The organism is Mesorhizobium kowhaii, from assembly GCF_042431665.1.
Lineage (GTDB): Bacteria > Pseudomonadota > Alphaproteobacteria > Rhizobiales > Rhizobiaceae > Mesorhizobium > Mesorhizobium kowhaii.
This window is the reverse complement of record NZ_JBHLYT010000030.1, coordinates 248,171-268,717: the sequence shown is the minus strand read 5'-3', so window position 1 is coordinate 268,717 and position 20,547 is coordinate 248,171. Positions and strand designations below refer to the sequence as shown.

Here is a 20,547-nt window from a genome sequence, read left to right as displayed (position 1 = left end):
GCGCACGAGATCGCCACCGCTTGCGGGCGGCGTCAGGCTCGGCGTCGATGGAAAGGGATCAATGAAAAGCCGGTGAGACAGCTTGACTGTTTAGATAACTGCCAACTTCCAGGAAGAGCGCTGGAAGACCGACGAGGCCGCCATGAAGACGGCGATCGAGGCCGCTGGCGACAAGTACATCTCCGCTGACGCGCAGTCCAATCCGGGCAAGCAACTCACCGATGTCGAAAGCCTGATCTCGCAGGGCGCCAATTCGCTGATCATCCTGGCGCAGGATGCCTCGGCCATCGGCCCGGCGGTGCAGAAGGCGCTGGACGAAGGCATTCCGGTCGTCGGCTATGACCGGCTGATCGAGAACAAGGACGTCTTCTATCTGACCTTCGACAACAAGGAAGTCGGCCGCATGCAGGCCCGCGAAGTGTTCAAGGTCAAGCCGGAAGGCAACTATGTCTTCATCAAGGGCTCCGGTGCCGATCCGAATGCCGATTTCCTGTTCTCGGGCTCGATGGAAGTGCTCAAGGAGGCCATCGACAGCGGCAAGATCAAGAATGTAGGTGAGGCCTATACGGACGGGTGGCTGCCCGCCAACGCCCAGAAGAACATGGAACAGTTCCTCACCGCCAACGACAACAAGGTCGACGCCGTGGTCGCTGCCAATGACGGCACCGCCGGCGGCGTCGTCGCAGCGCTGACGGCGCAGGGCCTTGCCGGCACCGTGCCGGTCTCGGGTCAGGACGGCGACCACGCCGCGCTGAACCGCATCGCGCTAGGCACGCAGACCGTATCGGTGTGGAAGGACGCGCGCGAACTCGGCAAGAACGCCGCCGAGATCGCCTCGCAGCTGGCCGACGGCAAGAAGATGACCGACATCGCCGGCGTCAAGGACTTCACGACGCCTGGCGGCAACACCGTCAAGTCGCTGTTCCTGACCCCGGTTGCCATCACCAAGGACAATCTCAACCTCGTCATCGACGCCGGCTGGATCAAGAAGGACGAAGTCTGCGCGGGCGTCGCCGCCGGTGCGGTCGCTGCCTGCAACTAAAACCGAACCAGATCGGTTCGATCTCGGCGCCGCGGCCTCAAGGCCGCGGCGTTTCTCAAGGGGCATTCCGCTTCAAATGACCGCGGAAAGCAAATAGCATCGGCAACCGCGCCAGACGGCAAACCGGTGGGAGGACATCATGACCGACACGACCTCTAACACGCCTGCCGCAAATACGTCCGCAGACCGGGCGCGTGCGTCTGAACTGAGCGCCGTCGGACGCTTCCTGAAGGCAACCGAACTCGATACGCGCATGCTTGGCATGGTCGGTGCGTTGCTGGTCATCTGGGTCGGCATTCACATCCTGTCGGGCGGACTTTTCCTGACGCCGCGCAATCTCTGGAACCTATCGGTGCAGACTTCCTCGGTCGCGATCATGGCAACCGGCATGGTGCTGGTCATCGTCATGCGCAACATCGACCTTTCGGTTGGTTCCGTCGAAGGCGTGATCGGTATGATCATGGGCGTGGCGCAAGCCGAATTCCTCATTCGCGTCATCGGCTTCCAGCTTGGAAATCCGTGGCTCTGGATCATCGCACTGGCCGCCGGCGTGGTGCTTGGTCTTGTGATCGGCGCCTTCCAGGGCTTCATCATCGCCTATCTCGAAGTTCCTGCGTTCATCGTGACGCTGGGCGGTCTCTTGGTCTGGCGCGGCATGGCATGGCTGATCACCAATGGGCGCACGGTCGCGCCGCTCGACGCTACATTCCAGCTGATGGGCGGCGGACCGCGGGGCTCGATCGGCGCCAGCGCCAGCTGGATCGTCGGCATCGTCGCTTGCGCGGCTGTCGCTTTCGCGCTGCTCAACGGCCGGTCGCAGCGCAAACGGTTCAACTTTCCACTGCGCCCCGTCTGGGCGGAAACCTTTCTCGGGTTGGTCAGTTGCGCTGCCATCCTTGGGGCCGTCTGGATCGCCAATTCCTATCCATGGCCAATCGGCATCGTGCGCCAGTATGCACAGCAGAACGGCATCACCATTCCCGAAGGCGGGCTGTTCATCGCCCACGGCATCGCCATACCGGTACTGATGGCGGTCGCGGTCGGTATCGTCATGACCTTCATCACCAAGCGCACCCGTTTCGGCCGCTATGTCTTTGCCATCGGCGGCAATCCGGAGGCCGCCAATCTCGCCGGCATCAACACCCGCTGGGTGACCATGAAGGTGTTCATGATCATGGGCGTACTGGCCGCGATCAGCGCGGCGATCTCGTCGGCCCGCCTCAACGCGTCGACCAATGCGCTGGGCACGTTGGACGAGCTGCTGGTGATCGCCGCCGCCGTGATAGGCGGCACCTCGCTTGCCGGCGGCTCCGGAACGGTGCTCGGCGCCATGCTCGGCGCGCTGCTGATGCAGTCGCTGCAGTCCGGCATGGTGCTGCTCGGCATCGACTCGCCGCTGCAGAGCATCGTCGTCGGCGCAGTGCTCGTCGTCGCGGTCTGGCTCGATACCGTCTATCGCAAGCGCGTCTAGGGGAGGACAAGGATTATGTCAGATAAAACCGCTCCCGCAGCCACTGCGCTGATCGACATGAGGAACATTTCGATCGCCTTTGGCGGCATCCGTGCCGTCGACGACGCCTCGATCGACCTTTTCCCCGGTGAGGTCGTGGCGCTGCTCGGCCACAACGGCGCCGGCAAGTCGACATTGATCAAGATTCTGTCCGGCGCCTACAAGCGCGACGCGGGCCAGATCTTCGTCAACGGCGAGGAGGCATCGATCTCCAACCCGCGCGACGCCAAGAAATACGGCATCGAGACGATCTACCAGACGCTGGCGCTGGCCGACAATGTCGATGCCGCCGCCAATTTGTTCCTCGGCCGTGAGCTGATGACCGCATGGGGCACGCTCGATGACGTTGCGATGGAGGCCGAGGCGCGCAAGGTGATGGGCCGACTCAATCCCCGCTTCCAGCGCTTCAAGGACCCGGTGATCAAGCTGTCGGGCGGTCAACGGCAGTCGGTGGCGATCGCGCGCGCGATCCTGTTCAACGCGCGCATCCTGATCATGGACGAGCCGACGGCGGCGCTTGGTCCGCAGGAAACGGCGCAGGTCGGCGAACTGGTCAAGCAGCTCAAGTCCGACGGCATCGGCATCTTCCTGATCAGTCACGACATCCACGACGTGTTCGAGCTTGCCGACCGCGTCTGCGTCATGAAGAACGGCCAGGTCGTCGGCACCGCGCGCACCACGGATGTGACCCAGGACGAGGTGCTCGGCATGATCATTCTGGGCAAATGCCCGCCCGGCGCGATCCCCGGACCAGGTGCGCTGAAGATCGCCGCCTAGAGCATGATCATTTCCGAAAACCGGTACCCCCTTTTCGGGATCATGCTTTGGCCGGACGAGCGTGCCCGGCTGCGGGTTGCCGGTCATGTGATATGCCAGCTGTCATGATGGCTTGGCCTTACCATTGTGTTGGCACGGCGACTTGCCCATAAAGGTCCGACATTGCCCATGGACCGCATCATCCGTTGAAGAAGCTTTTTCCAATCGTCGCGTTCATCGCCGTTGCGCTGATCAGCATGACGATGGCGGGGTTTGCCTATTTCGCGACCCAGGAGGCAGCCCGCATCAAGTTCGAAGCAACGGCCGACGACGCGCTCAACCGGATCGAGAGCCGCATCGACCTGCATCTGTCGCTGCTGCGGTCGACGCAGGCCCTGTTCGATGCCCGCAACGGCGATATCTCCCAGAACGAGTTCAAGGCGTTCTTCCACGCGCTCGATGTCGACAACAATTTCGCCGGCTTGCGCGGTATCGGCTTTCTCAGGCTGGTTAAGGCCGGAGACGAGGCGGCGGTCGAACGCGACATGCTGCACGACCATGGCGTCAGCCATCCAATCTATCCGGACACCACGCAACCCTGGCGCGCGCCCATCGTGATGTTCGAGCCGCTGGATCCGTCCAACCAGGCCGCCATTGGCTACGACATGTTCAGCGAACCGGTGCGGCGCGTGGCCATCGAAAAGGCAATGTCCGACGACCAGCAGCACGCCAGCGGGCTGGTGCAGCTCGGCCAGAACACGGGTGCCGCGCAGACGTTCACCGGCTTCTTCGTCTTCGTGCGGCTCAATGTCGAAACCGCACCCGATGTCATTAATGCGTCCAGATCCTCGACAGCCGGCTTTCTCTATGCGGCTTTTCGGGCCCGGGACCTGTTCCAGATAGCGCTCAGCCGGTCGCCGCTGCTGCCGGTCAACACCGAAATCTATGACGGCGCGGTGAGTGGCGACAATCTCTTGTTCCGGTCGGAGACGCCGCCGGCTTCGTCCTTCGGGGACAGGCTGCTGGTCACCCGCAAGATCATGGTGGCCGGCCAACCGTGGACGGTCCTGTTCCGGCCGACAAGCGCCTTCTCGCAGCCGTCGTCGCGCGCCATTCCGGTGATGCTGGGGCTGTTCGGCTTGCTGCTGGCGGGCGCCATCGCGCTGGTGGCGCGCTATCAGGAGCGGGCCTATGAGGCCGCATCGCGCTTGCACGAGACGACGGAAAAGAGCCTGCTCGAAAAAGACCTGATGCTGCAGGAGATGAAGCATCGCATCAAGAATTCGATCACCAGGGTGCTCGCGATCGCGCGCCAGACGGCTTCGCGAGCCACAGACGTCAACGAGTTTTCCTCGTCCTTCTCGGCCAGGCTGCAGGCGATGGCGGCGTCTCAGGACATGCTGACGCGCTCGCGCTGGCAGAAGGCCGATCTTGGCGATCTCCTGCGCATCGAGCTCGGCCAGGTGTTCGGCAAGGAGCTGCCCGAAGAGCTCTTGTCGGGACCGGAGGTGCTGCTCGACGAAACCACGACGCAGGCGCTCGGCCTCACGTTCCACGAACTGGCGACGAATGCGCTGAAATATGGCGAAGCCGGCAATTCAGCCAATTCGCTCAAGGGGGATTGGGCGCTCAAGGTCGACTGGTCGCTCGAAGGGCGCGGGCGCGACAGGATGCTGGTTCTCAACTGGCGCGAAACCGGACAGAAGAAACTCAAATCGCCTGCCAAAACCGGATTCGGCACCAAGCTGATCGACCTCAACGTCACGCGCGAATTGCGCGGCACGATCAACCGCGATTATCAGGCCAGTGGTCTGAAGGTGGAAATCAGAATTCCGCTGACGGGCTAGAGCCTTGTTTTTACGTTTTTACGCAATTCCGGACGGAAAACCGTTTCGCACTTTTCCTGGAATTGCTCAAACGGCGATCATCAGGCGAACAGAAATGGTGCGTCCAAACGTCGAAAATCCGGAGGCCGGCGGACCGGTCTCCGGATCGACGTTTCGATTATCGCCGAACTAGTTGCAGCGAGCCGTGTAGATCCGGCCGCGATGATCGCGATACTGGCAATAGCCGTTGCGCAGGTTGCGCACCAGCAGGCCGGACCCGGCACCGACAGCCGCGCCGATCAGCGCGCCCTTGCCGCCGCCGACCAAGCCGCCGACACCGGCGCCAATCAAGCCGCCGCCGACCACGTCCTGCTCGGTGCTGGTGCAGCCGCTGAGGGCAGCCACCGCAATCATGGCAATAATCATCTTCCGCATAGAGTCACTCCTCACTTTGTGTCCACACTTTGGTAAGCTCCAGCAGCCATTTAGCATGAAATGGCGGCCTTTGCTGCTGCAATCTATTGTTGGTGAAGATAGTCTTTTTCTGGGCGCACTGCGTTCGATGCCATCACGACGTTTGAAATTGCCAGGGACGCGTCGAGCGTGCCGTCCGCGCGCACGTTCCAGACGATCTGGTCATAGTCGTCTTCCAGCGCCGGATCGACGGCAAGGCATTTGGCGACGATGTGCTGAGCCTGCCCCTGCACGTCGCCCATGGCGAATGGCCGTTCGGCAACGCATTGATCGGCGGTCTCGAAAACGCTCACCGGCACCTGCAATTCACGGCAGTCGGCCATCGTGTTCGAGCAACCGATAACCAGCAGCAACGCAGCGATGTGTTCCATGGCGACATGTCCTCTCGCCACAGTAACGGTCCATAGCCGCCAAAGTTCCTGGGCCGCAGGGCGACCGGCGAAATAACGCGGCGCAACGGGCAATTCCGTCGCCGGCCGCGATGGCAGGCGCGGGTGTGATGGACGTCAGGAGACCAGCTGGAACAGGACGACCGCGACAATCACCGCGGTCAGACCCCCAGGGCGGCAAGGCGCAGTGAGGCGTGAGGAGCAGGCGGTGGTGCGGACGCCTCCAGGTCCTGAAACCCGCCCATCGAAATGCGGGCGGCCTGCTCCAGTCTGTTCATGTCGGCAACCATCAAGCCATTCCTCCCGCACCATGCTGCAAGTCCTGCTACGGCAATGTCCGGCGGTGCGGCAGGTTCCAGCGGTATCCGGGAAAAACAGCATCTGCTTTTATGGTGAATAGCCGGTTAAGGACGAGCAGGCGAAGGGGTGCGCTCATTCCGTCTCGAAATTGCCGTGCGGAACGACAAGGCGGTATTCAAGGCGGCCGGGCATTATCTCCAGCGTCGCCGTTCCGTTCAGGGAGGCGGGCACGACCCGCTCCAGCGCGACACTGCCGAAGCGCTTCTGGCTGTGCTCGATGTCGCTCGCCGGTATCGCTTCGGCCCATGTCAGCGACAGCGCGAGGCCGTCGGCAGCGGTGTCAAGATCGGTCGTAACTTCAACGAAGCCGTCCGCACGTGAAAGGGCGCCGTAGCTGACCGAATTGACAGCGAGTTCATGCATGGCAAGGCCGATGTGCAGCGCGGCGTTGGGATTGAGATAGGGATTTGCCCCGCGGAAGCGCAGGCCGTGCGACGGGTCCACCCCGTTGCGACCGACCTGGCCCGACACCAGTTCGCGAAGTGCCGCGCCCCGCCAGTTTGAGGAGGTCACCAGATCCTGGGACGAGGCCAGCGACTGCAGCCGGCCGCGAAAGCGCGTCAGGAAATCAGCGATGCCATCGGAATAGCGCCCGGTCTGGGTAGCTATGCTTTGAATGATCGCCAGGAGATTCTTCGAGCGATGGCTGACTTCGCGCAACAGCGTCGTCAGGGTCTGCTCACGGCGCTTCTGATCTGTCGTTTCGACCATGGTGGTGACGACACCTTGCACCGTGCCACCATCGCCATGGTCGGCGTCGACCCAGACCTGAAACCAGCGAAAACCGTCTTCCGCGGGAACGCTGATTTCAAGGCGTTGCGGATTGCCGGATGCGATGACGTCGCGCTTTGCTGCGCCGATGCGATCGACCTGCGCCGCGGGCAGGATGCCGTTGCCGTCCGCGGTGTCGGAAACCCAGGGCGCGCGCATGTTGCGCGCCCATACCGTTTTCAGCTCGCGATCCTGATAGAGAACGGAAATGCCGGCATTGTGCAGCGCGTGGAGAAGAGCCCGACCAAGTTGCATGCCACTTTCGGCGGGATGCAGGGCGATGACTTCATCGCTTGGCACGTCTTCTTTCCTATCTCCGGTCCTGGAACGCATCGGCCAATCTGTCCACCCAACTCAGGCAGAACGGCTCACTGTGAAATGGGTTCCAAAGAGGATTTCCCGAAAACCGGCCTCCAAAAGCGGTCCGCCGAGCGGCGTCCGTTGAAGGATACCGCCCGGCGGTGGCTGGAAACCGTTTGAGGGGTGCGGCTTCCAGTGTTCGCTCGGATGATCGCTCGGTTCTCACGCCCGTTTGAACAGGCCGGCGAGAAGCGAAATGACCAGGAAAGCGAGAAAGATGAAAAACAATATCTGCGCTATGCCGGCAGACGTGCCAGCGATGCCGCCGAAACCAAGCGCGCCGGCTATGATTGCCACGACGAGAAATACGAGCGCCCAGTAAAGCATGATCCATCTCCTTCGAATGGCGTAATGAAAACGTGGGTAGATGCGGTTTGTTCCACCATTTGCCGAAAAAGACGATGCTTGCAAATCGTTCTAAGCAGGGTGGCGCCGGGAATTCGCTGATGACGGGTTCCCGACATGGCAAAGGCCGCCTGATGCATCGCATCAGACGGCCCTCGATGTCGTGTCGTGCCGTCAGGAAGTGTTGCGATCCTTACGCGGCGGCTTTCGCCTGGCGATCGAAGAACAGCGCCTGGCTGATCAGTGCCTTGACCATGTCGGGGTTGAACGGCTTGGTGACCAGGAAGGCCGGCTCGGGGCGTTCGCCGGTCAGGAGACGCTCGGGGAAGGCGGTGATGAAGATCACCGGCACCGATGTCGACGACAGGATCTCGTTCACGGCCTCGATGCCCGAGCTGCCGTCGGCAAGCTGGATGTCGGCCAGCACCATCTTCGGCCGCATCTTGCCGAACATCGTCACCGCCTCGGCATGCGTGCGCGCAGTTCCGACGACGCGGTGCCCGAGGCTCTCGACCATTTCTTCTATATCCATGGCGATCAGCGGTTCGTCCTCGATGATCAGTACGTCCGTTGCCACCTGGCGGGATATCTCGTTGCTTGCCTGGGCAAGCAGCTCTGAAAATTCCTGGTCGCCGGCATCGAGGATCTCGGCCGCCTCGTCCTCGCTGAAACCTTCAACGGCGACGAGCAGGAAAGCCTGGCGGGGACGCGGCGCAATCGCATTCAGATTGGCGGCGGCGCGCTGTTCCCATGCCGATTGCGCCCGTTCCTGGGGGACGCGGATGGCGATCGACGTGAACAGCTTGGCGAAGACCTTGTACAGCGCGATGCGGTCGCTCGAGGCCTCGGGAAAGATATCGATATCGGCGATGATGGCTTCGAGCATGGCGGCGACCAGCGCGTCGCCACTCTCCTGCGATCCGGAAACGGCCCGCGAGAAGCGGCGCAGGAACGGCAGATGTGGTGCGATGGTGGCGGATAAGCTCATGGTAAGACGTCTCCCTCAGAATGACGTGGGTTGCATAGAGTGCAGGTCAAGCCGATTGCAAGCCCCGGTCAAACAACGCGGGTCTTGAGAAAAAGTTCCGGCCTTGATGGAACTAATGCGCGGGGACGGCGTTTGAAGTCGGGATGGGCAACCAGACAAGGGTGCCGCTTGCGTTGTGTTGGGCAATATTGTGAGCGGCTTGGGCGCTGGGAATACAAGGGCAAAATGAGGATATGACGAAAGATATTCTGGCTGGCGTCGCGGGCAGGCGCCGGAACGGTTCCGGTGACGCACTCGGGCCGAATTCCGAAATCGGACGCAAACTCAAACAATATTACGATGAGCTGGTCTCTGACGATGTGCCGGATCGCTTCGCCCAGTTGCTCAGTCAACTGGAACAGGCCGAACCCGCACAGAAGAAGGACTGAAGCATGGCAGCGGTCTCCCAAGGCTTCAAGACCGATTTGCTTGGGGCAATCCCGAGCTTGCGCGCCTTTGCCGTGTCGCTGACGCAAAATGCCGACAAGGCGGACGATCTCGTCCAGGAAACACTGGTCAAGGCCTGGGACAAGCATGAGAGCTTCCAGCTCGGCACCAATCTCAAGGCGTGGCTTTTCACCATCCTGCGCAATGAATTCTATTCGCAGATGCGAAAGCGCGGGCGTGAGGTGCAGGACAGCGACGGCATCATGACGGCCAGGCTTGCCGTTCATCCGGCCCAGCATGGCCAGCTCGACCTGAAGGATTTTCGCGACGCCCTTGAACAATTGCCGGAGGACCAGCGCGAAGCCATCATCCTCATCGGCGCGTCGGGCTTCTCCTACGAGGAGGCGGCCGAAATCTGCGGTTGCGCGGTCGGGACGATCAAGAGTCGTGTCAGCCGGGCTCGCACGCGATTGCAGGAGATCCTGAAGATCTCCGGCGAAGACGAGTACGGTCCGGATGCGATTTCGACCCAGGTAACGGGTTCGGCGGCCAACTGACCTGCGATCGCAAGGCGCGATCGCGACTTAAGGTGTGTTGATATTCAGGTGATGCCGGCCTGCAAACGGCGGTTTTCTGCGCTTCCGGTGCTCAGGTACTTAAGTACGCTCCGCTCCGGTTCTCGAAAACCAGCATTTTCGACTCGGCCTGACCTGAATCTCAACACACCTTAAGTCGGGATCGTGTCTCAACCAGGAGAACCCCGCCCGCAGGCCGCCGCCACCGCTTGCATGAGGTCCTCACCCGAATAGGGCTTGCCAACCAGCCTGACGCCCGGAAACGATGCCTTGATTTGATCGGGATCCGAATAGCCCGAAGCAAACACGAACGGCACGCCGGCGGCGCGCAGGCCCGAGGCGAAATCGAGTGTCGAGGCGCCGCCCAGCATGAGGTCGACAATGGCGGCGTCGAAGTGCGTGGCGACCTGCCGATCGTCGATCTCGGCCAGATCGCGGGCGATCACCACCTCGCCGGCGCCATGATCACGGCAAAGCTGCTCGACATCCATTGCGATGAGAAATTCATCCTCCAGGACCAGAATCCGCAATCCATCGAGCAAAGGGGACACAGGCAAGGGCTCCTCGAAACACAGGGGAGTCATGATCGCTATTTGGCAAGCTGTCATTTAAAAAAGACATGTGCCGCCCCGGAACCTCGATCCCCGCAACGCGTTGGGACGCAGCCTTCAAAGAGGGGGCTTTCGAGGAGGGGTCGAAATGTCAGGCCAGAACGGTCGTGCTTTCTCCAGCCGCCAGTATCCTTGCGAGAACTGCCCGTTGCGGCCGCTACCGGTTTTCCGCGACTTTGAAAAACAGGAACTGGCCTTCATCAGCAAATTCAAGAAGGGCGAGCTCGCCGTCGACAAGGGCGCCACGGTCCTGGTGGAGGGAAGCCACAGCGCCCATCTCTACACCGTGCTCTCCGGGTGGGCGTTCCGCTACAAGCTGATGCGGGACGGCCGCCGCCAGATCCTCAACTACCTCATGCCTGGCGATCTGATCGGCCTGCAGGGTAGCGTGATGGGCGAGATGCGGCATTCCGTCGAGGCCTTGTCGCCGATGCTGCTGTGCGTTTTCGAACGCGAGTATCTCCACGAACTCTACCGCAATCACCCCGGCCTGGCCTACGATATCACCTGGATCGCGTCGCGCGAAGAGCGCATGCTGGACGAGAATCTGCTCAGCCTCGGGCGTCGCAGCGCAATCGAGCGCGCCGCCTATCTTATCGCCTTCATCGGCAGCCGGGCCAAGGTCGTTGGGCTGAACGGCAAGCAATCCGTCCAGATACCGATCACCCAACAGCACATCGCCGACACGCTCGGCCTGTCGCTGGTCCATACCAACAAGACGATCCGCAAGCTGATGGATCGCAAGCTGATTGTCTGGCGCGACGGCGGTTGCGAGGTAACCGACAATGAAGGGCTCAAGCAACTCGCCGGCTGGGAAGGGCTGGGCGAGGCGCGCCGGCCGCTGATCTGACGAAGCGCCTTTTTGCCAGCGCCAGCGGATCGGGTGCACGCGCAGGCGTTTTCGGGTACTTTGTCCCGGATGTCGGAACCTTGAGACATGCGGCGCGTTTGAAATCAAGCAATCACAAGGAGTTAAGCAATGGCAACTGCTGCAGGAAAGACCGCAAACGAAGGCCGGTCGAATTCAGACCTCGAAGCCGATATCAGGCAGTTGAAGGCCGATATCGACAAGCTTACCAAGCAGTTGGCCAAGACCGGCGAGCATGGCTACGGCACCGCGCGCCGTGCGGCCACGGAAGGGGTCGAGCAATTGCGTGCACAGGGCGAAGCAGCCTTTGATAGTTTGCGCGGCAATGCCAAGGATATCGAAGCGCAGTTGATGGCGAGCGTGCGCGAAAAGCCGGTGACGTCACTGGCGATCGCTGCCGGCGTCGGCTTCCTCTTCGCGCTTCTCGCGCGTCGCTAGTCGCATTCCAGATGGGAATGCTCGCATCCCTGATTTCAGGTCTGGCATCGGGCGAAACCGTTGCCGCCATGCGCCGGGCGCGCACGGCGGCAATCGTCTATGGGCTCGCCATATCAGCAGCGCTCTGCGGTCTCGGCTTTCTGGTCGCGGCAGCCTATATCTGGACGGCAACTCGCTATGGGTCGCTTGCCGCCGCGCTGGGCTTTGGCGCCGGTTTCCTGGTGCTTGCCGGGCTGATCCTGCTGATTTACCAGATATCCGCGGGGGCGCGCGCCCGGCGCCGGGCGCAACGACGCAATGCCGACATGAAAGCGATAGGCATCGCCGCGGCGCTTGCCGTGCTGCCGGCGCTGCTCAAGGGCAAAGGCGGTCTCGGCGTCATTCTGGGGCCGGCCGTGGCGCTGGCGGCCTACGCCATCTACCGTGAAAACGTGAAGTCAGACGATTCGGATGAAGACGAGCGGAAATAAGGCCGCTTTCTCTTTGACCATGATCTTTCCGAAAACCGGATCATGGTTTGTCACTCGACAGATCTTCCAGCGGCATCGATATTTCGGCAAACACGCCTTCCGGCCGGAACTCATGGGTCACTTCGCTTGAAATGACCTTGGCAAGGCTGCGGCGGATGAGGATCGAACCGAAGCCATGTCGCTCCGGCGGGGCGACTTGCGGGCCACCACTTTCGCGCCAGGTCAGTACAAGGCGTCGGGCACCTTTTCTGCCTTGCTTCTTCCAGCCGAGATCAACCTTGCCGGACGCCACCGACAGCGATCCATATTGCAGCGCATTGCTGGCCAGCTCATGCAGGATCAGGCCAAGCCCCACAGCCTGGTCGGGCGACAGCAGCAACTCGTCGCCGGAGATTGTCATGCGCGGCTGTTCGGTCGTGTCGAAAGGCCTGACTTCGATCTGGACGAGTTCACGGATGCCGATGCCGCGCCACTCACGGTCGGACAACAGATTGTGGGCGATGCCCAGGGCCTGAAGCCGGGCGCTGAAGGCTTCGAGGAATTCGCTCGGCTGGCGGGCATGTCGCACGGTTTGCGTTGCCAGCGCCTGGACGGTCGCCAGCGTGTTCTTGACGCGGTGGTTGAGCTCACGCAGCAGCAGCCGTTGCCGCTCGTCGCCAAGCTTGCGCTCGGTGATGTCGTAGTTGACGCCGAAAATCAGGGTCGGCTTACCGTCGCCGTCGCGCTCGATGACGCGGCCGCGCGTGGCGAGCCAGCGCGGCGGATGAAAGCCCTTCACCCGGTATTCGCCGAAATAGTCGTCGCTGCCGGTCAAGGCATCGCGAAAGCGGGTTTCGGTCTGGTAGACGTCGCGTGGATCGATGGCGGTGAGGATGTCGCGCGCCCGCAGCCGGTTCGAGCGCGGCAGGTTGAACAGCTCCGACAGCAAGGTGTCGCATTCGATGATGTCGGTGCGGATGTCCCACGCCCAGCTGGCGAGCGAAGCCGCATCGAGCGCGATGGCGCGCCTCTTCTCCTCACGCACCAGTGCTGCCTCGGCGATGGCGCCGCTACGGGTCGCATCCTTCAAGGTGAACAGGCTGCCGGCGAGGCCAGCGAGCACCTTCAACTGCTCGAGCCTGGCGCGGGACGGAAAGGCATGCGGCTTGCGGTCCAGCACGCACAGCGTGCCGATGCGGGCGCCTGCCACGATCATCGGCGCGCCGGCATAGAAGCGGACGTGGTTCTTGCCGGTGACCAGCGGGTTGGTCTTGAAGCGTGGGTCCGTCGTGGCATCCGTCACCACCATCGGCTCGTCGCCGGCGGCAATCGCATGGGCGCAGAAGGAGATATCGGTCGTGGTTTCGGTCTCGTCCAGACCGACACAGGATTTGAACCACTGCCGCTTGTGGTCGACGAGCGTCACCAAGGCGATCGGCGCCTGCATGACCGCCGCGGCAAGGCGGCTTATGCGGTCGAAATCCGGATCGGCCGCCGTGTCTAACTCCTCCAGCCCGTGCAGAACGGCCAGCCGGTCCTCGTCCTTGACCGCACGAGCAACTTCGGCCGGCAGATTCGGCACTGTTTCCGCCTTGCTGTTCACCCAAGTCCCCAATGGCCCGTCCCGGCCTTCGCCGCTTCACGCATCTGCCGGCTCATGACCAGCCGGCTTTCCCGGAACCATCCTAGCGAGGAACCGTTACCCGACTGTGTTTTGTCGAGCGCGCCAGTTGGCGTAAAACGAGACAAGGGCCGACCATGGTCAAGATCATTCCCGAAAACAAAGCGCGTCAGGGGCGGTGGGGCTGGCACGGCTTGCGTATCCTGATTGCCGCGCTGCTTCTGGCCTTCGTTGCCTGGGGCATCGCCGAAATCTATGGTGAATTGGCCAAGACGCCGGCGACAGAGCAAGGAAGCTCGCCAGGCGGCTAGATTTTCGGCCTTCATCGTTCGAGATCGCATCAGGCAGCCTTCGCCTCTGCGATGCTGGCCGGCACCAGGACATTCAGCGCGCCGGGCCGGATTTCGATCGTTGTCTCACGGTCGAGCCTGACCAGTTCACCGTCCATGACGGCGCGGAACCTCCTGCTGCCCGAATGGATTTTCAGGACCGTTCGGTCAGCCTGATGGATTTCCACGTGTTCGTTGTCGCGCCACTTGCCGCGCGCCATGTTGAAGAAGAATTTGACCAGTTCGGCACGCTGTCGCGCCACCGTGACATAAACGCCAAGCACGCCGCCCGCCGGGTTGTCGGCGTAAGGCAGGTGGCCTTCGCCGAACAAATTGTTGGTGATGCCGATGCCGGTGATGCGGGCCGCTATCTCGGCGTTGCCGATGCTGAGCGTCACCTTCATCGCCGGTGGATTGTTGATCGTTGCCCAAGCCGCCTTGGCCGAGGCGCGGATCTTTCCCATACGCGACCCGAATTCCATTTTTTGGCGCAGTTGCACCATCTGCGCATGCATACCGATCGAGAACTGATGAACGAAGGGCCGGCCGTTGGCCATGGCCATGTCGACCGCGATGATTTCACCGTCGGCGAAGGATTTCAGCGCGGCATCGAGGGACTGCGGAATACCCAGTCCGCGTGCGAACAGATTCATTGTGCCGGCCGGTAATATGGCAAGCGCCTTCCTGGTGCCCATCAGCCGAGCGGCCGCGGCAGAAATAGTTCCGTCGCCGCCGCCGGCCAGCACGACATCGACGGAGCGGCGCGATGCAGCGCTGTCGAGCGTCTCCACCACGTCCTTGCCGGCAACAACATCAATGCTAAGGGAGTGGCCTGCCGTCTCCAGGGTCTGACGCATCCTGTCGGAAAAAGCGGCGAGGTCCGTGGTGCGCAAGGTGCCGCCGTCGCGGTTCAGCACCGCAGCAAATTTCATGCCCCGCTCCGTCATTCCATCGCAATCTGGCCGGAACAAACCCAGCCACAGGCTGAAACGTGACGAAGCGGCAAAGGTTCCGTTTTGAGGGCAGCGAAATCGCCGGCGTAGTCTACAGCCGCGACGCTTCCCGCTTCCTGGTTTTCGCCACGGACGCACGGCGTTTTTGTCGGAACAACAGCATGGTCACGACGTTGTGAAGAACGCGCCGCGTCCGATCTCCCTCAGCGACGGTTCAACCGGGTGCGGCGTGCACGAAATCACGCACGAGGAGAGACCATCATGACCCGCAACCTCTTAGCCACGACAGCACTCGCAGCGCTGGTCGCGACCGGGGCCTATGCGCAGAGTGCGACAACCCCGGCGCCTGCGCAGACCCCTGCCGTCCAGGAGCTAGCCGCCACTCCGGTGTCGAGCGCCGAAGGTAGCATCGTCACCAACATCATCGGTGAATCCGTCTACAACGGCACCGGCGATGACGCCGAGAACATCGGCAAGGTCAGCGATGTCGTCTTCGACAAGGAAGGTCAGGCCAAGTCCGTCGTCATCGGCGTTGGCGGTTTTCTGGGTGTCGGAGCGAAGAATGTCGCTTTCGACTACGACAAGCTGCAATGGGCCGAAAAGAACGGCGACCGCTGGCTGGTTGCCCAGACGACCAAGGACGAGCTGACGGCGCACCCGGAGTTCGACAGCAAGCCCTATGCGCCGGCTCCAGCACCGGCCGCATCGGCGGGTGCACAGGCCCCGTCAGCTTCCGCGCCGGCTGACACCGCGCAGACACCCGTCGACATGAATGCTGCTCCGGCCGAACCGGTGAAGCGCGCCGACGGCAATCTCGCCACCAACATCATCGGCGAAACCGTCTACAACGGCACCGGCGATGACGCGCAGAACATCGGCAGCGTCAACGACATCGTTCTGACAAACGAAGGCAAGGCCGAGTCTCTGGTCATTGGCGTCGGCGGCTTCCTTGGGCTTGGCGCCAAGAATGTCGCCTATGAGTTCGGCAAGGCCCAGTGGGCCGAAAAGAACGGCGACCGCTGGCTGGTTGCCCAGACCACCAAGGAGGAATTGCAGGCTCTGCCGGATTTCAACCGCAAGGCCTATGATCCGGTTCCGGCGACAACGGCGTCCAATGAGCCTGCGGTGCCCATCCCTGCAGTGGCGCCGACGACCGATACGGCCCCGATGGACAAGACGGCGGAGGCCCCGTCCGCATCGACGCCTGACGCGACCGCTCCCGACCAGACCCAGACCGCTGCCATCGACAAGTCGACCTTGACCGCGATGCCTGTCGGTGAGATTCGCGCCGATGACCTGAAGGGCGCGACCGTCTACGGCGCCAATGATGCCAAGGTCGGCGAAATCGGTGACGTCGTGCTGGCGTCCGACAGCAAGACCGACGCGGTGATCGTCGATGTTGGCGGCTTCCTCGGCATTGGCGAGAAGGAAGTCGCGGTCGGCATGGATAATCTCAAATTCATGACCGACAAGGATGGCAAGAAGTACCTGTACACGACCTTCACCAAGGAACAGCTCGAGGCTCAAACTGCCTACGACAAGGGCAGCTATGCCGAGAAGCGGGATCAGCAGCGCATGACCGTGCAGTAGGAAGCAATGAGGGCAGTAGGCAGTAGGCAGTAGGCAGTAGGCAGTAGGCAGTAGGCAGTAGGGCGGCGGACTCCACAGGCCTACTGCCTTATTGCCTTGCTCCCCTGCTAACATGGCCGGCGACACCGTGCTCGGTCAGTTCGGCCAAGGCCAGCGACTGGTCGAGATGTTCGGCTCGCCATGCAAGTAGTCTTTCGGCGAACTCCAGCCGCACGGGCAGATAGGCGGGATCGGCGGCGAGGTTGTTCAACTCGCCCGCATCATTCTCCAAATCGAACAGCAGAGGTGGTAGGCCGCCGCCGAAATGCACGTATTTGAATTTCTCCGTGCGGATGACGGCGAGATTGCACTGGCGTGAGGCGATGCTGAAATGGCGTTCGGCTTCACCCTCGGCAATCGAGCGGAAATCGAACTCCCAATGGGCGGCATCGCGCCAGCTTGCCGGATGCTCGCCCTTGATGAACGGCTTCAGCGAGTGTCCGTCGAGGTGCGGGGCGGCATTCTCGCCGAGCAGGTCGAGAAGCGTCGGCAAAATGTCCACCGCTTCGGTGAACCAATCGACGCTGCTGCCGGTAACCTTGCCGTGACGCGGGTCGCGGATGATCAGCGGAATGTGGTAGCTGCCGTCGAAGTAGCCGCCCTTGCCCAGCATGAAATGGTCGCCCATCATCTCGGCGTGGTCGGAGGTCAGCACGATGATGGTGTCATCCCACGCGCCCGCTGCCTTGACCGCTTGCCAGATGCGGCCGAGCTGCGCGTCGACCTCCGATATCATGCCGTAGTAGATCGCGCGGATGCGGCGGAAGTCGTCATCGCTCCAATCACGCACCTTGCCACTGGAGCCAGGACGGAACTTGGCCTGCTTCTGCTGGCCAAGATCATAGGCGAGATAGGGATGGCTCTCCGCCTCGGCCTGCCAGCTAGCAGCACGGTGGAAGGCGGCACCGTCGGCTGGATCATACAGCGTGTTGTATGGCTCCGGCACGATGAAGGGTGGGTGCGGGCTGATGAGGGAAAGATGAGCGAACCACGGCGTGGCCTGCTCCTGCTCGCCGAGCCAGCGCGTGAATTCGCCGGTCAGGAAGGCCGCCGGGGTTTCGTCCTTCGCGTAAACGGGCGGTGCTCTGCTAACGGTAGCGTTGGCCGTGCCGCCGTTGTCCACAGGGCGATGGATGTCGGGAGATCCGGCGCTGGCATCGATGCCCCGTTGCTTGAGCCAGGACAGCCATTGCTTCTGATGCTCGGGCAGCAACTGGCGCACCGTGAACCCAGGCAGCACGCCCTCATAGCTTTGCAGCCGTGGGTCGCCCGGCGCCAGAAGGCGCGGGTCGAGCGATACGTCGGTGTAGCCGAACAGCGTAGGATCATAGCCGAGGCTGCGGGCATGAAGCGCGATGTTGTCGTGACGGGCGTCGAGCGGCGTGCCGTTGCGGCAGACGCGGTTGTTCATCTGGTAGAGGCCGGTGTAGAGGCAGGCGCGGCCCGGCGAGCAAGGTGCCGCGCCACCGTAGTGCTGTCTGAACAGCACGCCTTCGGCGGCCAGCGCGTCGGCATTCGGCGTCTTCACCACCGGATGGCCTGCTGCCGACAGGCAATCACCGCGCCATTGGTCGCATGTGATCAGAAGAACATTCGGGCGCCTGGCTTTTCCGGTCACTCGCGATACCCTATCCCTGCATGGTCGAACGCCGCTCATGGAACCGAATTCCGGCGATGGCGCAAGCCTGACATGTTGGCCAACTGGTGAACAAAGCTCTTTGTGTTGTTCACTTATGCAGCACAGTCCATTCTGTGTTTGCCGCCTTTGCCGCAAGCGGTCGCGTCCTCATATTGGCGTGGACAGCGGCAAGGGCCGCACAAGCACCAAGGGAAGGAGCAAGACAATGCTCGACCAGATCAAGGGCCTGCATCACGTCACCTCGATGGCCAGGGATGCCCGCCAGAACAATGAGTTCTTCACCAAAAAGCTCGGCCAGCGCCGGGTCAAGAAGACCGTCAATTTCGACGCGCCTGACGTCTACCACCTCTACTATGGCGACGAGGCCGGCACGCCCGGTTCGGTGATGACCTATTTTCCGTTTCCCGACATCGGCAAGGGCCGTCATGGCGTCGGCGAAGTCGGCACCACGGTCTATTCGGTGCCGGAAGGCACGCTCGCCTATTGGGAAAAGCGTTTCGCCGACGAGGGCGTCACTGGTCTGTCGCGCGAAGAGACATTCGGCGAGAAGCGCCTGGCCTTTGCCGGTCCCGACGGCGATGGTTTCGCCCTGGTCGAGGACAAGGCCGATAGCCGAGCGCCATGGGCGAAAGGCGGTATTCCGGCTGATGAGGCGATCCGCGGCTTTCATTCGGTGTCGCTGCGGCTGAAGGATGGCGGCGCCACCGGAGAGCTGCTGAAGTTCATGGGTTACGAGGAAATCGAAAAGTCCGGCAACGTCAGGCGATTGGCGGTGAAGAACGGCAATGGCGCCGATGTCGTCGACATCGAATCGCTACCGACCGCGGCCTTCGCCGATCTCGGTGCCGGCTCCGTCCACCATGTCGCCTTCGCCGTCGAAAACCGCGCCAAGCAGCTCGAAGTGCGCAAGGCGTTGATGGACACCGGCTATGGGGTGACGCCGGTGATCGACCGCGATTACTTCTGGGCGATCTATTTCCGCACGCCGGGTGGCGTGCTGTTCGAGGTCGCCACCAACGAGCCGGGTTTCGACCGCGACGAGGATACCGCTCATCTCGGCGAGGCGCTGAAGCTGCCGACGCAGCACCAGCACCTCAGACCCTATCTCGAACAGCATCTGCAGAAGCTGGAAGGCTGAGATCATGAGCAAAGACGCTTACATCCACAAGGTGCTGCCCGGTTCGCCGGGCGGTCCGCTGCTCTTCGTCTTCCATGGCACGGGGGCCGATGAGAACCAGCTTCTGTCGCTGGGGCGCGATCTCGCGCCCCAGGCAACCATCATTTCACCGCGCGGCGATGTGGCGGAACAAGGTGCGGCGCGCTTCTTCCGCCGCACCGGCGAGGGTGTCTACGACATGGACGATCTGGCGCGGGCGACGGACAAGATGGCCGGTTACGTCAAGGCGCACATCGAGGCGGCGAAGCCGTCGGCCGTGTTCGGTCTTGGCTATTCCAACGGCGCCAACATCCTGGCCTCGGTGGTGTTTGCCGCGCCGGCAGTGTTCGATGCCACGGTGCTGATGCATCCGCTGATCCCGTTCGAACCTGAGATCAACGGCAGCCTTGCCGGCCGTCATATTCTCGTGACCGCCGGCAGGCGCGATCCGATCTGCCCGCCGAACCTGACCACGCGGCTCGAAGCCTATTTGCGTGCCGACGGCGCCGATGTCACAGTGGAGTGGCATGATGGCGGGCACGAGGTGCGGCCAAACGAGATCGAGGCGGCACGGCGTCTCTTTGCCGGTGCCACCCAGGGAGTATAGCGATGCCGGACCAACTGCCTGAAATCGAACTGGAAGATCGCGGTTCCAAGGGTCGCTATGTCCTGCGCGGGCCTGATGGCGCCGAGGCCGAGATGACCTTCACCAAGATCGGCGAGCACCAGATCATCATCGACCATACAGAAGTGCCGGACGTCTTTCGCGGCCAGGGTGCTGGGCTTCGGCTCGTCACCCGCGCCGTCGAGGATGCGCGCGCGGCGGGCAAGAAGATCATCCCGCTTTGCCCGTTCGCCAACGCCCAGTTCCGCCGCCATCACGAATGGGCCGACGTGCTAAAGCAGTAGGATCGGCCGGCATTTCGTCGATCGGAATAGCGCGACATCAGGCTGTCATCCCGCTGGGATGGCTTTGGCATTTGCACGGGTAGCGCATCTTGCCTAAGTGGATATGATATATCGCAGCCACCG

General features: G+C 62.2%; 22 protein-coding genes and 1 pseudogene. 14 read left to right on the top strand and 9 right to left on the bottom strand.

All coding sequences use genetic code 11. From position 1 onward, the window contains the following. Window positions 1–100 precede the first annotated feature (100 nt). From xylF to ACFFNA_RS18765, 4 genes and pseudogenes are all read left to right on the top strand, one after another. Window positions 101–1,042 (top strand): annotated as a pseudogene (gene xylF / locus ACFFNA_RS18780) (D-xylose ABC transporter substrate-binding protein); the annotation flags it as partial. A 139-nt stretch (window positions 1,043–1,181) separates the two neighbouring features. Beyond that, window positions 1,182–2,513: a sugar ABC transporter permease gene (locus tag ACFFNA_RS18775; protein ID WP_378920590.1), complete on the top strand. Its 1,332-nt coding sequence runs from the start codon at window positions 1,182–1,184 to the stop codon at window positions 2,511–2,513. Window positions 2,514–2,528: 15 nt separating this feature from the next. After that, on the top strand, window positions 2,529–3,329 hold the full coding sequence (locus ACFFNA_RS18770) for an ATP-binding cassette domain-containing protein (protein ID WP_111544407.1): 801 nt from the start codon (window positions 2,529–2,531) through the stop codon (window positions 3,327–3,329). A gap of 185 nt (window positions 3,330–3,514) precedes the next feature. Next, complete coding sequence (locus ACFFNA_RS18765) at window positions 3,515–5,155, top strand: CHASE domain-containing protein (protein ID WP_111544406.1); 1,641 nt, start codon at window positions 3,515–3,517, stop codon at window positions 5,153–5,155. A 168-nt stretch (window positions 5,156–5,323) separates the two neighbouring features. On the opposite strand, the gene ACFFNA_RS18760 is transcribed toward ACFFNA_RS18765, so the two are convergent. From ACFFNA_RS18760 to ACFFNA_RS18740, 5 genes are all read right to left on the bottom strand, one after another. Further along, window positions 5,324–5,569: a YMGG-like glycine zipper-containing protein gene (locus ACFFNA_RS18760; RefSeq protein ID WP_111544405.1), complete on the bottom strand. Its 246-nt coding sequence runs from the start codon at window positions 5,567–5,569 to the stop codon at window positions 5,324–5,326. Between the two features lie 83 nt (window positions 5,570–5,652). Further along, window positions 5,653–5,979 carry a hypothetical protein gene (locus ACFFNA_RS18755; RefSeq protein ID WP_378920587.1) on the bottom strand — a complete coding sequence of 109 codons (327 nt, stop codon included), beginning with the start codon at window positions 5,977–5,979 and terminating at the stop codon, window positions 5,653–5,655. A 450-nt stretch (window positions 5,980–6,429) separates the two neighbouring features. Beyond that, window positions 6,430–7,461, bottom strand: a complete 1,032-nt coding sequence (locus ACFFNA_RS18750; protein WP_378920585.1) for a sensor histidine kinase — start codon at window positions 7,459–7,461, stop codon at window positions 6,430–6,432. Window positions 7,462–7,650: 189 nt separating this feature from the next. Further along, window positions 7,651–7,815 carry a DUF1328 domain-containing protein gene (locus tag ACFFNA_RS18745; protein ID WP_027031438.1) on the bottom strand — a complete coding sequence of 55 codons (165 nt, stop codon included), beginning with the start codon at window positions 7,813–7,815 and terminating at the stop codon, window positions 7,651–7,653. A 211-nt stretch (window positions 7,816–8,026) separates the two neighbouring features. After that, window positions 8,027–8,821, bottom strand: a complete 795-nt coding sequence (locus ACFFNA_RS18740; protein ID WP_111544403.1) for a response regulator — start codon at window positions 8,819–8,821, stop codon at window positions 8,027–8,029. Between the two features lie 233 nt (window positions 8,822–9,054). Between ACFFNA_RS18740 and ACFFNA_RS18735 the strand changes: the two genes are divergently transcribed. After that, complete coding sequence (locus ACFFNA_RS18735) at window positions 9,055–9,249, top strand: NepR family anti-sigma factor (protein WP_111544402.1); 195 nt, start codon at window positions 9,055–9,057, stop codon at window positions 9,247–9,249. Window positions 9,250–9,252: 3 nt separating this feature from the next. Then, the gene (locus tag ACFFNA_RS18730) at window positions 9,253–9,804 is read left to right on the top strand and encodes an RNA polymerase sigma factor (RefSeq protein ID WP_111544401.1); all 552 of its coding nucleotides are present in this window, start codon (window positions 9,253–9,255) and stop codon (window positions 9,802–9,804) included. 188 nt (window positions 9,805–9,992) lie between these two features. On the opposite strand, the gene ACFFNA_RS18725 is transcribed toward ACFFNA_RS18730, so the two are convergent. After that, entirely contained in the window at window positions 9,993–10,313 is a 321-nt protein-coding gene (locus ACFFNA_RS18725; RefSeq protein WP_167458475.1) for a response regulator, read from the bottom strand. A 208-nt stretch (window positions 10,314–10,521) separates the two neighbouring features. Between ACFFNA_RS18725 and ACFFNA_RS18720 the strand changes: the two genes are divergently transcribed. The 3 genes from ACFFNA_RS18720 to ACFFNA_RS18710 all read left to right on the top strand — a co-directional run bounded on the left by ACFFNA_RS18720 (window position 10,522) and on the right by ACFFNA_RS18710 (window position 12,209). Then, window positions 10,522–11,283 (top strand): Crp/Fnr family transcriptional regulator, encoded by a 762-nt coding sequence (locus ACFFNA_RS18720; RefSeq protein WP_378920581.1) that lies wholly within the window; start codon window positions 10,522–10,524, stop codon window positions 11,281–11,283. A gap of 129 nt (window positions 11,284–11,412) precedes the next feature. Then, complete coding sequence (locus ACFFNA_RS18715) at window positions 11,413–11,739, top strand: ElaB/YgaM/YqjD family protein (RefSeq protein ID WP_111544398.1); 327 nt, start codon at window positions 11,413–11,415, stop codon at window positions 11,737–11,739. 11 nt (window positions 11,740–11,750) lie between these two features. Continuing rightward, entirely contained in the window at window positions 11,751–12,209 is a 459-nt protein-coding gene (locus ACFFNA_RS18710; protein ID WP_111544397.1) for a hypothetical protein, read from the top strand. A 40-nt stretch (window positions 12,210–12,249) separates the two neighbouring features. Here ACFFNA_RS18710 and ACFFNA_RS18705 read toward each other — a convergent pair whose 3' ends face one another. After that, a complete protein-coding gene (locus ACFFNA_RS18705) occupies window positions 12,250–13,791 on the bottom strand; it encodes a sensor histidine kinase (protein ID WP_378920578.1) in 1,542 nt (513 codons plus the stop codon). 155 nt (window positions 13,792–13,946) lie between these two features. Between ACFFNA_RS18705 and ACFFNA_RS18700 the strand changes: the two genes are divergently transcribed. Continuing rightward, window positions 13,947–14,120, top strand: coding sequence for a hypothetical protein (locus tag ACFFNA_RS18700; RefSeq protein ID WP_111544395.1), 174 nt, complete (start codon window positions 13,947–13,949; stop codon window positions 14,118–14,120). Window positions 14,121–14,149: 29 nt separating this feature from the next. On the opposite strand, the gene ACFFNA_RS18695 is transcribed toward ACFFNA_RS18700, so the two are convergent. After that, entirely contained in the window at window positions 14,150–15,070 is a 921-nt protein-coding gene (locus ACFFNA_RS18695) for a diacylglycerol/lipid kinase family protein (RefSeq protein ID WP_378920576.1), read from the bottom strand. A gap of 282 nt (window positions 15,071–15,352) precedes the next feature. On the opposite strand from ACFFNA_RS18695, the gene ACFFNA_RS18690 reads away from it, so the two are divergent. Further along, window positions 15,353–16,681, top strand: a complete 1,329-nt coding sequence (locus ACFFNA_RS18690; protein ID WP_378920575.1) for a PRC-barrel domain-containing protein — start codon at window positions 15,353–15,355, stop codon at window positions 16,679–16,681. A gap of 88 nt (window positions 16,682–16,769) precedes the next feature. Here ACFFNA_RS18690 and ACFFNA_RS18685 read toward each other — a convergent pair whose 3' ends face one another. Next, complete coding sequence (locus ACFFNA_RS18685; RefSeq protein ID WP_378920573.1) at window positions 16,770–18,338, bottom strand: alkaline phosphatase family protein; 1,569 nt, start codon at window positions 18,336–18,338, stop codon at window positions 16,770–16,772. A 226-nt stretch (window positions 18,339–18,564) separates the two neighbouring features. Between ACFFNA_RS18685 and ACFFNA_RS18680 the strand changes: the two genes are divergently transcribed. Genes ACFFNA_RS18680 through ACFFNA_RS18670 form a run of 3 tightly spaced genes read left to right on the top strand, consistent with a single transcriptional unit; the run spans window position 18,565 to window position 20,424 of the window. Beyond that, window positions 18,565–19,497 carry a VOC family protein gene (locus tag ACFFNA_RS18680; RefSeq protein WP_378920571.1) on the top strand — a complete coding sequence of 311 codons (933 nt, stop codon included), beginning with the start codon at window positions 18,565–18,567 and terminating at the stop codon, window positions 19,495–19,497. Between the two features lie 4 nt (window positions 19,498–19,501). Continuing rightward, window positions 19,502–20,122, top strand: coding sequence for an alpha/beta hydrolase (locus ACFFNA_RS18675; RefSeq protein ID WP_111544391.1), 621 nt, complete (start codon window positions 19,502–19,504; stop codon window positions 20,120–20,122). Window positions 20,123–20,124: 2 nt separating this feature from the next. Next, complete coding sequence (locus ACFFNA_RS18670; RefSeq protein WP_095089283.1) at window positions 20,125–20,424, top strand: GNAT family N-acetyltransferase; 300 nt, start codon at window positions 20,125–20,127, stop codon at window positions 20,422–20,424. Window positions 20,425–20,547 lie beyond the last annotated feature (123 nt).

Coding starts and splice junctions, on each gene's coding strand:
- ACFFNA_RS18775 (WP_378920590.1), top strand. CDS start 1,182: ATGACCGACACGACCTCTAACACGCCTGCCGCAAATACGTCCGCAGAC.
- ACFFNA_RS18755 (WP_378920587.1), bottom strand. CDS start 5,979: ATGGAACACATCGCTGCGTTGCTGCTGGTTATCGGTTGCTCGAACACG.
- ACFFNA_RS18770 (WP_111544407.1), top strand. CDS start 2,529: ATGTCAGATAAAACCGCTCCCGCAGCCACTGCGCTGATCGACATGAGG.
- ACFFNA_RS18725 (WP_167458475.1), bottom strand. CDS start 10,313: ATGGATGTCGAGCAGCTTTGCCGTGATCATGGCGCCGGCGAGGTGGTG.
- ACFFNA_RS18680 (WP_378920571.1), top strand. CDS start 18,565: ATGCTCGACCAGATCAAGGGCCTGCATCACGTCACCTCGATGGCCAGG.
- ACFFNA_RS18735 (WP_111544402.1), top strand. CDS start 9,055: ATGACGAAAGATATTCTGGCTGGCGTCGCGGGCAGGCGCCGGAACGGT.
- ACFFNA_RS18715 (WP_111544398.1), top strand. CDS start 11,413: ATGGCAACTGCTGCAGGAAAGACCGCAAACGAAGGCCGGTCGAATTCA.
- ACFFNA_RS18710 (WP_111544397.1), top strand. CDS start 11,751: ATGGGAATGCTCGCATCCCTGATTTCAGGTCTGGCATCGGGCGAAACC.
- ACFFNA_RS18695 (WP_378920576.1), bottom strand. CDS start 15,070: ATGAAATTTGCTGCGGTGCTGAACCGCGACGGCGGCACCTTGCGCACC.
- ACFFNA_RS18690 (WP_378920575.1), top strand. CDS start 15,353: ATGACCCGCAACCTCTTAGCCACGACAGCACTCGCAGCGCTGGTCGCG.
- ACFFNA_RS18740 (WP_111544403.1), bottom strand. CDS start 8,821: ATGAGCTTATCCGCCACCATCGCACCACATCTGCCGTTCCTGCGCCGC.
- ACFFNA_RS18750 (WP_378920585.1), bottom strand. CDS start 7,461: ATGCGTTCCAGGACCGGAGATAGGAAAGAAGACGTGCCAAGCGATGAA.
- ACFFNA_RS18675 (WP_111544391.1), top strand. CDS start 19,502: ATGAGCAAAGACGCTTACATCCACAAGGTGCTGCCCGGTTCGCCGGGC.
- ACFFNA_RS18745 (WP_027031438.1), bottom strand. CDS start 7,815: ATGCTTTACTGGGCGCTCGTATTTCTCGTCGTGGCAATCATAGCCGGC.
- ACFFNA_RS18730 (WP_111544401.1), top strand. CDS start 9,253: ATGGCAGCGGTCTCCCAAGGCTTCAAGACCGATTTGCTTGGGGCAATC.
- ACFFNA_RS18670 (WP_095089283.1), top strand. CDS start 20,125: ATGCCGGACCAACTGCCTGAAATCGAACTGGAAGATCGCGGTTCCAAG.
- ACFFNA_RS18700 (WP_111544395.1), top strand. CDS start 13,947: ATGGTCAAGATCATTCCCGAAAACAAAGCGCGTCAGGGGCGGTGGGGC.
- ACFFNA_RS18720 (WP_378920581.1), top strand. CDS start 10,522: ATGTCAGGCCAGAACGGTCGTGCTTTCTCCAGCCGCCAGTATCCTTGC.
- ACFFNA_RS18760 (WP_111544405.1), bottom strand. CDS start 5,569: ATGCGGAAGATGATTATTGCCATGATTGCGGTGGCTGCCCTCAGCGGC.